Source organism: Streptomyces lushanensis (assembly GCF_001700515.1).
GTDB lineage: Bacteria > Actinomycetota > Actinomycetes > Streptomycetales > Streptomycetaceae > Streptomyces > Streptomyces lushanensis.
The window spans coordinates 1-9,671 of sequence record NZ_MAUD01000387.1; the positions used below are offsets into that span (position 1 = coordinate 1).

Annotated in this window: 8 protein-coding genes; 1 reads left to right on the plus strand and 7 read right to left on the minus strand. The window is 73.0% G+C overall.

Annotated elements, in window-relative coordinates:
• From BFF77_RS26965 to BFF77_RS26995, 7 genes are all read right to left on the minus strand, one after another.
• Nucleotides 1–717: biotin/lipoyl-containing protein (locus BFF77_RS26965; RefSeq protein WP_342671268.1), on the minus strand; the 717-nt coding region annotated here is incomplete at its 3' end.
• Nucleotides 718–772: 55 nt separating this feature from the next.
• Nucleotides 773–2,161 (minus strand): dihydrolipoyl dehydrogenase, encoded by a 1,389-nt coding sequence (gene lpdA / locus BFF77_RS26970; protein WP_066954681.1) that lies wholly within the window; start codon nucleotides 2,159–2,161, stop codon nucleotides 773–775.
• 294 nt (nucleotides 2,162–2,455) lie between these two features.
• Nucleotides 2,456–3,970, minus strand: a complete 1,515-nt coding sequence (locus BFF77_RS26975) for a leucyl aminopeptidase (RefSeq protein ID WP_066954684.1) — start codon at nucleotides 3,968–3,970, stop codon at nucleotides 2,456–2,458.
• Between the two features lie 157 nt (nucleotides 3,971–4,127).
• Nucleotides 4,128–4,997: an adenosylcobinamide-GDP ribazoletransferase gene (locus BFF77_RS26980; RefSeq protein ID WP_079125532.1), complete on the minus strand. Its 870-nt coding sequence runs from the start codon at nucleotides 4,995–4,997 to the stop codon at nucleotides 4,128–4,130.
• Between the two features lie 62 nt (nucleotides 4,998–5,059).
• Nucleotides 5,060–6,835: a phosphatidylglycerol lysyltransferase domain-containing protein gene (locus BFF77_RS26985; protein WP_066954697.1), complete on the minus strand. Its 1,776-nt coding sequence runs from the start codon at nucleotides 6,833–6,835 to the stop codon at nucleotides 5,060–5,062.
• 82 nt (nucleotides 6,836–6,917) lie between these two features.
• The gene (gene cobT, locus BFF77_RS26990; protein ID WP_066954700.1) at nucleotides 6,918–8,000 is read right to left on the minus strand and encodes a nicotinate-nucleotide--dimethylbenzimidazole phosphoribosyltransferase; all 1,083 of its coding nucleotides are present in this window, start codon (nucleotides 7,998–8,000) and stop codon (nucleotides 6,918–6,920) included.
• Between the two features lie 127 nt (nucleotides 8,001–8,127).
• Complete coding sequence (locus BFF77_RS26995; protein WP_066954687.1) at nucleotides 8,128–9,336, minus strand: bifunctional adenosylcobinamide kinase/adenosylcobinamide-phosphate guanylyltransferase; 1,209 nt, start codon at nucleotides 9,334–9,336, stop codon at nucleotides 8,128–8,130.
• A gap of 93 nt (nucleotides 9,337–9,429) precedes the next feature.
• Here BFF77_RS26995 and BFF77_RS27000 point away from each other — a divergent pair, with 93 nt between their 5' ends.
• Complete coding sequence (locus BFF77_RS27000; protein WP_066954690.1) at nucleotides 9,430–9,636, plus strand: hypothetical protein; 207 nt, start codon at nucleotides 9,430–9,432, stop codon at nucleotides 9,634–9,636.
• Nucleotides 9,637–9,671 lie beyond the last annotated feature (35 nt).

A 9,671-nucleotide genomic window follows, 5' to 3' on the forward strand; every position in this document is an offset into this window, starting at 1 on the left:
GATCGGCGCTCCGGGTGCGGCTCCTGCCGCCCCCGCGGCTCCCGCCGCACCGGCCGCCGCACCGGCCCCCGCGCCCGCCGCCGCACCCGGAGCGCCGATCACGGCGAGCCTGGCGCCGACCTCGGCGGTCTCGTCCTCGGCGACCACGATCTCCAGCAGCACACCGGAGGCGGGCGCGGGAATCTCGGTGTCGACCTTGTCGGTGGAGACCTCCAGCAGCGGCTCGTCGGCCTCGACCGACTCGCCGACCTCCTTCAGCCAGCGGGTGACGGTGCCCTCGGTGACGCTCTCACCGAGCGCGGGAAGCACGACATCGGTGCCGGAGGCGCCACCGGCCGGAGCCGCGGCGGGCGCGGGCTCGGCGGCGGGAGCCGGAGCCGCGGGAGCCGCGGCCACCGGTGCGGGGGCCGGAGCAGGCGCGGGCTCGGGCTCGGCCACCGGCTCGGCGGCGGGCGCCGGAGCGGCGGCCGGGGCACCCGTACCGTCGTCGATGATGGCCAGCTCGGCGCCGACCTCCACGGTCTCGTCCTCGGCGACCTTGATGGACGCCAGTACACCGCCGGCCGGCGCCGGGATCTCGGTGTCGACCTTGTCGGTGGAGACCTCCAGCAGCGGCTCGTCGGCCTCGACTCGCTCGCCCTCGGCCTTCAGCCAGCGGGTGACAGTGCCCTCGGTGACGCTCTCGCCGAGCGCCGGCAGGGTTACGGAAACCGCCATGGTTTCAGTTGCTCCTAACGAATGTGCGGTAGTGGTCGTCAGCGCCCGGACTGAATCAGTCGTGGGAGTGGAGGGGCTTGCCGGCCAGGGCGAGATGAGCCTCGCCGAGCGCCTCGTTCTGGGTCGGGTGCGCGTGGATGAGCTGCGCGACCTCGGCAGGCAGAGCCTCCCAGTTGTAGATGAGCTGAGCTTCGCCGACCTGCTCGCCCATACGGTCACCGACCATGTGGACGCCGACCACGGAGCCGTCCTTGACCTGGACGAGCTTGATCTCGCCCGCGGTCTTGAGGATCTTGCTCTTACCGTTGCCCGCGAGGTTGTACTTGAGAGCGACGACCTTGTCCGCGCCGTAGATCTCCTTGGCCCTGGCCTCGGTGATACCGACGGAGGCGACCTCGGGGTGGCAGTACGTCACCCGGGGCACACCGTCGTAGTCGATCGGCACGGTCTTGAGACCGGCCAGCCGCTCGGCCACCAGGATGCCCTCGGCGAAGCCGACATGGGCGAGCTGGAGCGTCGGGACCAGGTCACCGACGGCCGAGATCGTCTCGACGTTCGTCCGCATGTACTCGTCGACGACGACATAACCGCGGTCCATCGCGACGCCCTGCTCCTCGTAGCCGAGGCCCTGCGAGACCGGACCGCGGCCGATCGCGACGAGCAGCACCTCCGCCTCGAAGGTCTTGCCGTCGGCCAGCGTGACGCGGACGCCGTCCTGCGTGTACTCGGCCTTCTCGAAGAACGTGCCGAGGTTGAACTTGATACCGCGCTTGCGGAACGCGCGCTCCAGAAGCTTCGAGCTGTTCTCGTCCTCGACCGGCACGAGGTGCTTCAGACCCTCGACCACGGTCACGTCGGTGCCGAAGGACTTCCACGCCGAGGCGAACTCCACGCCGATCACACCGCCGCCGAGGATGATCGCGGACTGCGGTACGCGGTTCAGCTTCAGCGCGTGGTCGGAGGAGATGATCCGCTCGCCGTCGATCACCAGGCCCGGCAGCGACTTCGGCACGGAGCCGGTCGCGAGGAGCACATGGCGGCCCTGGACCCGCTGCCCGTTCACATCGACGGAGGTGGGCGAGGAGAGCCGGCCCTCCCCCTCGACATAGGTCACCTTGCGGGAGGCGACCAGACCCTGAAGGCCCTTGTACAGGCCCGCGACGACCTCGTCCTTGTACCTGTGCACACCCGCGATGTCGATGCCCTCGAAGGTGGTCCTGACACCGAACTGGTCGGCCTCGCGCGCCTGGTCGGCGATCTCACCGGCGTGCAGCAGGGCCTTGGTGGGGATGCAGCCGTTGTGCAGGCAGGTACCACCGAGCTTGTTCTTCTCGATCAGGGCCACGTCCAGGCCGAGCTGCGCTCCGCGCAGCGCCGCGGCGTAACCGCCGCTACCGCCGCCGAGGATCACTAGGTCGAAAACGGTGCTGGCGTCGTTCGCCACGTCACGTCCTCCATGCATGTGCGCCGGGCGCGGTCTCCATGACCGGGCGGCGGCTGGTGTCCGGCCGCTATTCTTCGGCCCTGTGGTGGGGGCCCTGTCCTGCCGAGAACCCATCTTCGCACTTGTTCGGGCACGGCGGGACGCCGGGCCGGGCTGTGAGATGGAGGCCTCTTTTTTTGACGGCTCGATTCGCCGGAGGCCGTGCGGGGCCCGGACGGCGGGTGCCCCGGGGCGCCCGGTCGGACCTCGCACGGGAACAGGCCGGCCGCCCCCTTTACCACAATGCGCGCGGGCCTAGAAAGATTCCGCCAATTTCACCAGGGTACGGATCGCCGAGCCGGTGCCGCCCTTGGGCGTGTAGCCGTAGGGCGCGCCCTCGTGGAAGGCCGGGCCCGCGATGTCCAGGTGGGCCCAGGTGATGCCGTCGGCGACGAACTCCTTCAGGAAGACTCCGGCGACCAGCCCGCCGCCCATCCGCTCGCCGATGTTCGCGATGTCGGCGGTCGGGGAGTCCATGCCCTTGCGCAGATCGGCGGGGAGCGGCATCGGCCAGGACGCCTCGCCCGCCCGCTCGGCCAGCTCGTGGATGGTGGTGCGGAACGCGTCGTCGTTCGCCATGATCCCGAACGTACGGTTGCCCAGCGCCAGCACCATCGCGCCGGTCAGGGTCGCCACGTCGACGATCGCGTCCGGCTTCTCCTCGCAGGCCCGGGTGAGCGCGTCGGCGAGGACGAGCCGGCCCTCGGCGTCGGTGTTGAGGACCTCGACGGTCCTGCCGCTGTACATGCGCAGGACATCGCCGGGGCGGGTGGCCGAGCCGGACGGCATGTTCTCCGCGAGCGCCAGCCAGCCGGTGACATTGACGGCGAGACCGAGCCGGGCGGCGGCGATGACGGTGGCGAACACCGCGGCGGCGCCGCTCATGTCGCACTTCATGGTCTCGTTGTGGCCCGCCGGCTTGAGCGAGATGCCGCCCGAGTCGTAGGTGATGCCCTTGCCGACGAGGGCGAGGGTCTTCTCCGCCTTGGGGTGCGTGTACGCGAGCCGGACCAGCCTGGGCGGATTGACCGAACCCTGGCCGACACCGAGGATGCCGCCGTAGCCGCCCTTGGCGAGCGCCTTCTCGTCGAGCACCTGGACCTTGATGCCGTTCTCCTTGCCCGCGGCGGTGGCCACGGCGGCGAAGGCCTCGGGAGTCAGATCGTTCGGCGGGGTGTTGACCAGGTCACGGGCGCGGTTGACCTCTTCGGCCAGCGCGATCGCCCGGTCCGCGGCGGCCTTGTGGGCCTTGTCGCGCGGCTTGGTGCCGACGAGCGTGACCTCGGCCAGCGGCAGCTTCGGGCCGTTGTCGCCCTTCTTGCCGCTGTTCTCGCCGCCCTGGTACGCGAGGAAGGCGTACGCGCCCAGCAGCGCGCCCTCGGCGACGGCCTCCACGTCCCCCGCCGTCTCGACGGGCAGGGCGAAGGCGGCCTTCTTCCGGCCGGAGAGCGCGCGTGCGGCGGCACCGGCGGCACGGCGCAGCGGCTCGGTGGCGTAGGTCCCGTTCTTGGCCGGGGCCGGGCCGAGCCCGACCACGAGGACGACCGGGGCCTTCAGCCCGGACGGCGCCGGCAGTTTGGTCACCTCGCCCTCGGCGCCCGAGACGCCGAGATCCTCCAGGACGCTGCCGAGCTTTCCGTCGAACGCCTTGTCTACGGCTTCGGCGCCCGGCGCCACGACCGGTCCCTTTGCGCCCTTCGCGACGCCGACGACGATAGCGTCGGCGCGCAGGGTCGCCGCGCCGGCAGTGCTGAGAGTGAGAGCAGTCACGGTGGTGGAATCTCGCTTCCGTTGTGTTCGTGGTCGAAGGGTGGGCCGACCGAGCCCGCCATATCGTATTTCGGCCCGAAGAGGGGCAGGAACGAGCCTACGCTCAGTGATGGACGGCCTTTACGGCGGCGGGGGTTCATCTGCCCGTGGGCGGCCCTTAACCGAGGGCCATGACGACGAGGGCCGCGGTCGCGGCCGTCTCCGCGAGGGCGCCGAAGACATCGCCGGTGACGCCGCCGAAGCGCCTCACGCAGTGACGCAGCAGCAGCCACGCGGCGGCCAGCGCGACCACGACCGCCAGCGTGTTCCGCACGGCGCCGGGGATCCCGAAGACCGCGCCCGCCGCCGCGCAGAGCGCGGTGACCAGCAGCGCCGTACCGGCGGCGGCCCCTGCCGGCACCGAGCCCGCCACCGCAGCGCCCAGACCGTCGGGCCGGGCCGGGGGCACGCCCGTGCGGCAGGCGAGGGTGAGCGCGAGCCGCGCCGTGACTCCCGCCAGGGCGACGGCCACCGCGCCCCGGGCCCAGCCCTCGCCGTACAGCTCGGACACCGCGGCGATCTGGGCCAGCAGGGTGAACAGCAGGGTGATCACGCCGAACGGGCCGATGTCGGAGCGCTTCATGATCCGCAGCGCGTCCTCGGCCGGCCGGCCGCTGCCGAGTCCGTCCGCGGTGTCGGCGAGACCGTCGAGATGCAGACCGCGCGTGAGGACGGCGGGTACGGCGACGGCGGCCACCGCCGCGAGCGGCGGCGCGGCGCCCGCGAGCAGGAGCAGACCGCCCAGGGCCGCCGCGCTCAGGCCCACCACCGCTCCGGCGGCCGGCGCGCACAGCATTCCGGCACGGGCGGCCGGGCGGTCCCAGCGGGTGACCCGGACCGGGAGGACGGTGAGTGTGCCGAAGGCGAACCGCAGTCCGTCACCGGCCGAGGCGCGCGCGTCCTGCCCGTCCTGCCCGTGCTCCCGCTCCCGCCGCTCGCCGTCCGCTCCGTCGGCCGGTATGCCGGCTCCGCCGTCCCGAGATGTCATCGCGCGAGCGTAGCCCGGCCGGGGACACCGCCGGGGACACCGAGGCGGAGGCGATCACCGCGTCACCGTCCGGACTCCAGCCGGCGGCGGCGCAGCCAGCGGGGGAGTCCCGGAGTCTCCAGAAAGCCTTCGGCGCGGCCCGCCGCGAGGCCGATGCGCGGCAGATCGGCGCTCTTCTCGAAGAGCATGAAGCGGGGCTCCCAGATCGGCCGGTACTTGGCGTTGGCGCGGTAGAGGGACTCGATCTGCCACCAGCGCGAGAAGAAGCTGAGCAGCCCGCGCCAGAGCCGCAGCACCGGTCCCGCGCCCAGCTTCCCGCCGCGCTCGAAGACCGATCTGAACATGGCGAAGTTGAGCGAGAGCTGGGCGATCCCGATCTCCCCGGCGCGCTGGAGGAGTTCGATGACCATGAACTCCATGAGGCCGTTCTCGCTGTCGCGGTCACGGCGCATCAGATCGAGGGAGAGGCCCTTGGGCCCCCAGGGGACGAAGCTCAGCAGGGCGCGCAACCGCCCTTGTTCCCCGCCCGGTTCGCCTTCCCAGCATTCGAGCATCACACAGCGGCCGTCGCGCGGATCGCCGAGCCGGCCGAGCGCCATCGAGAAACCGCGCTCGGTGGCGCCGTCGCGCCAGTCGTCGGCGCGGCGCAGCAGCTCCGCCATCTCGTCGGCCGGGATGTCCTCGTGGCGCCGGACACGGACCCGGTACCCGGCCCGCGCGACCCGGTTGTACGCCTGGCGCACGGTCCGCATCGCCCGTCCCTCCAGGGCGAATTCGGCCGTCTCGACGATCGCCTCGTCGCCGAGCTCCAGCGCGTCGAGGCCGTACCGGGCGTAGATCGTGCCCGCCTCCTCGCCCGCTCCCATGACGGCCGGGATCCAGCCGTGCTCACGCGCCTCGGTCAGCCAGGGCACGATCGCGCCCGGCCACGCCTCCGGATCGCCGATCGGATCGCCGGAGGCCAGGGAGACACCGCCGACGACGCGGTAGGTGATGGCCGCCTTGCCGGTCGGGGACCATACGACGCTCTTCTCGCGGCGCAGCGCGAAGTAGCCCAGCGAGTCGCGCTCGCCGTATCTGTCCAGCAGCAGACGCAGCTTCGCCTCGTCCACCGGCGTGAGCGGATCGACAGCGCGCCGTGAGCGGAAGGCCGCGTACACGACGGCGAGCAGCAGCAGGGTGGACAGGACGTTGACGGCGACATTGGCCCAGCCGGGGGTGGTGATCCCGGGGAACCGCGCCTCGTCCGCCGTCAGCGAGACCAGCCGGGTCGCTCCGTACCGCCAGCGCTCGGGGAAGGTCGAACCGCCGGGCGCGGTGTTGGTGACGGTGACGATCAGGGCGGCCACCAGCGAGGTGACGAGCAGTCCGCCGGCCGCCACGGCCGCGGCGAGCTTCGGATTGGACCGGTCGCCCTTCGCGTAGAACTCGGGCCGGCCGAGCAGCAGGGCGCAGACGAAGGCGGCGGACAGGGCGAGCGAGACCCAGTTCTGCGGATAGCGCCTGATCTCCGGAAAGTCCATCACAAAGGCGAAGAGCAGCAGGAAGAGCCCGGAGAGCACGAGGTTGAGGATCCAGGCCGCGCGCTTGCGGCGGCGCATGGTGACCGCGAGGAAGAGCGTGAACACGCCTGAGGCGAAGCCGGCGGTGAGCAGATACGGGGTGAAGTAGTTGTCGGTGTTGTGCCGCCGCAGATCCTGGCCGAGGGAGACCCAGACGGCGCTGAGGAAATTGACGAAGGTGACGGCGCGCAGATACCAGACGGCGAACGCCGCGGCGCGCCGCGAACGGTCGGTGCCTCGGCTCGATCGATCGACAGCCAGACGGACTTCTCCCATGAAAACGATCATATGGGGCATTTCATTTCATGGGACGGCTGAGGCCGCCGTCAGTGGCGGCGGCGGCCCCTCTGCCGACACCTCAGCCGGCCGCGCTCTGCCGGTCCTTGTCCGGCACGCCCTCGACGGACTCGCGCTCCGGCAGCTCCGCCGCGAGGGCGGCGGCGGCCTGGACGAGCGGCAGCGCCAGCAGCGCGCCGGCGCCCTCGCCCACGGTGACACCCTGGTCGAGCAGCGGTGTGAGCGCCATCCGGTCCAGCGCCTTCACCTGGCCGGGCTCGCCGCTCAGCTGCCCGGCGAGCCACCAGTCGGGCGCCCGGAACGCGGCCCGCTGGCCGACCAGCGCGCAGGCCGCCGAGACCACACCGTCCAGGACCACCGGCATCCGCCGTACCGCGCTCTGGAGCAGAAAGCCCGTCATCGCGGCCAGATCCGCGCCGCCCACCGCCGCCAGCAGCGCCAGCTGGTCGCCGAGCACGGGGCGCGCCCGCCGCAGCGCGTCACGGATCGCCGCGCACTTGCGCATCCACGCGAGGTCGTCGATGCCCGCGCCGCCGCGCCCGGTGACCACGGACGCGTCCGTGCCGCACAGCGCGGCGATCAGCGTGGACGCGGGTGTGGTGCCGCCGACGCTCAGATCGCCGAGGACGATCAGATCCGTACCCGAGTCCGCCTCCTCGTCGGCGATCGCCATCCCGAGCCGTACGGCCCGCTCGGCCTCCTCGGCGCTCTGCGCGTCCTCTATGTCGATCCGCCCGCTGCCGCGCCGCACCCGGTGCCGCACGACCTCCTCGGGCAGCAGGTCGGGATCGCAGTCGAGCCCGGCGTCCACGACCCGCACCGGCACCCCGGCCCGGCGGGCCAGCACGGCGACGGGACTCACGCCCTCCAGCACGTCCCGCACCAGCCGGTACGCGCCACCGGCCGGCCGTCCCGACACCCCGAGACCGGCCACACCGTGGTCGCCCGCGAACAGCACGACGCGGGGCTGCCGGACGGCCTTGACCGGTACGGAACCCTGCGCGGCGGCGAGCCACTCGCCCAGCTCGTCGAGCCGCCCGAGCGCTCCGGGCGGCACGACCAGCCGCTCCCGCCGCTCTTCGGCGTCCCGCCGCGTCCCGCTGTCGGGACGCTCGATCAGATCGGAGAAGTCATCAAGGTTCAGCACCTCTGAAGATTACCGGGGCGCCTCCGTCCCGGGGGCCGTGGTTCCGGCCGCGCTCCCGGACGGGGACGGTTCCCGGGACGCGGGCCCGTCCGCGTGACGGTTCGTCGCCGATCGCCGGACGGGCTCAGCGCAGGGTGAGCGTCTGGCCCGCCACCACCAGCAGGACCCGTTCGCACTCGTCCGCCACCGCCGCGTTCAGCCGGCCCAGTTCGTCCCTGAAGCGCCGTCCCGACGCCGTCGCCGGTACCACCCCGGACCCCGCCTCGTTCGTCACGAGGACCACCGTGCGCCGGGTCTCGCGGACCGCGCCGACCAGCGACGCCGTCCGCTGGCGCAGCGCGGCCTCGCCGCCGCCCGTCCACGCCGTGTCGTCCCACGCGTCCACCCGGTCCATCGCGTCGGTGAGCCACAGCGACAGGCAGTCGATCAGCAGCGGCGGGCCCTCCTGCGCGAGCAGCGGTACGAGGTCGCAGGTCTCGGCGGTGCGCCACGAACCCGGCCGCCGTTCGCGGTGGGCGCGGACCCGGGCCGTCCACTCCGGGTCGTCCCCGCGGCGAGGGCCCGTCGCCACGTACAGCACCCCCGGGAACGCCGCGAGCCGCCGTTCCGCCTCCCAGGACTTGCCGGAGCGCGCGCCGCCCGTCACCAGCGTGCGCCGGGGCACCTCCGGGCCCGGGTGGTACGCGCCGACCGTCAGCGTCGTACCGTCCGGGACGGCGCGCGCGCCCGCCGCCGCGAGCCGCCGGTCCAGCTCGCCGCCGGGCGGTACGTCATGGTCGAGATGGACGGCGACGACCGCCGTCGCGGGACCGATCGCCCCGGCCGCCCGCAGCCGCGCCACCGCGTCGGGCCGCCCGGTGACATCCGCGGTCACCAGGTCGTAGGGAGCCGGGGCCGCCCGGCCGGTGTCCGGTACCCCGGCGGGCGCGCCGCCCGGCGGGAGGTGGAGCAGCCGCTCGCCTCCGGGCCCGGTCACCTCGTACCCGGTGCCCGGCGCGTCCATCGCCACCGCCCGCACCCGGTGTCCACCGAGCAGCGTCAGCACGCGTCCGTCCGCCACCCGTCCCGCCGGGGGCAGCCCGGCGGGCAGCTCCATCGCGGGACCGCTGTGCGGATGGGTGAGCAGGACCTGCCGTACACCCGCGAGTGAATGCCCGGCACGGGCCGCGGCGAGCGCGGCGCCCGGCGTCAGGTCCAGCAGCAGCACACCGTCCACCAGCAGCGCGGTCGCGGCACGGGCCCGCTCGCCGCGGGCGGTCGCGCAGGCGGCGCAGGGACAGTGGGGACGAGGAAGCCCGGCGGGGGCTCCGGTGCCGAGCAGAGTCAGTTCCACGGGGATGATCCTCCCGTGTCACCGCTGAGGGTGCGCGCCCGGCTACGCTGCGGGCAGGAAATCGATCAGTTCCACGGGACCCGGGAGGCGCACATGGCGTGGACGTGGCGGTTCGAGAAGGCCGACGGTACGGAGGTCGCGCCCGCGGTGGAGCCGGATGAGTTCACCACGCAGGGAGACGCCGAGTCGTGGATCGGCGAGGCGTGGAAGGAGTTGCTGAGCGGAGGGGCCGAGCAGGTGTCGCTGTTCGAGGACGGCGGCAAGATCTACGGCCCGATGAGCCTGCGCGCCGAGGTCTGAGCGGGAGCCACCGCACACGCGGGACGCCCGCGGCC

Bases quoted from the DNA above. Each gene is read 5' to 3' on its own strand.
- BFF77_RS26980 (WP_079125532.1), bottom strand. From the start codon at position 4,997: ATGACATCTCGGGACGGCGGAGCCGGCATACCGGCCGACGGAGCGGAC.
- BFF77_RS26985 (WP_066954697.1), bottom strand. From the start codon at position 6,835: ATGGGAGAAGTCCGTCTGGCTGTCGATCGATCGAGCCGAGGCACCGAC.
- BFF77_RS27000 (WP_066954690.1), top strand. From the start codon at position 9,430: ATGGCGTGGACGTGGCGGTTCGAGAAGGCCGACGGTACGGAGGTCGCG.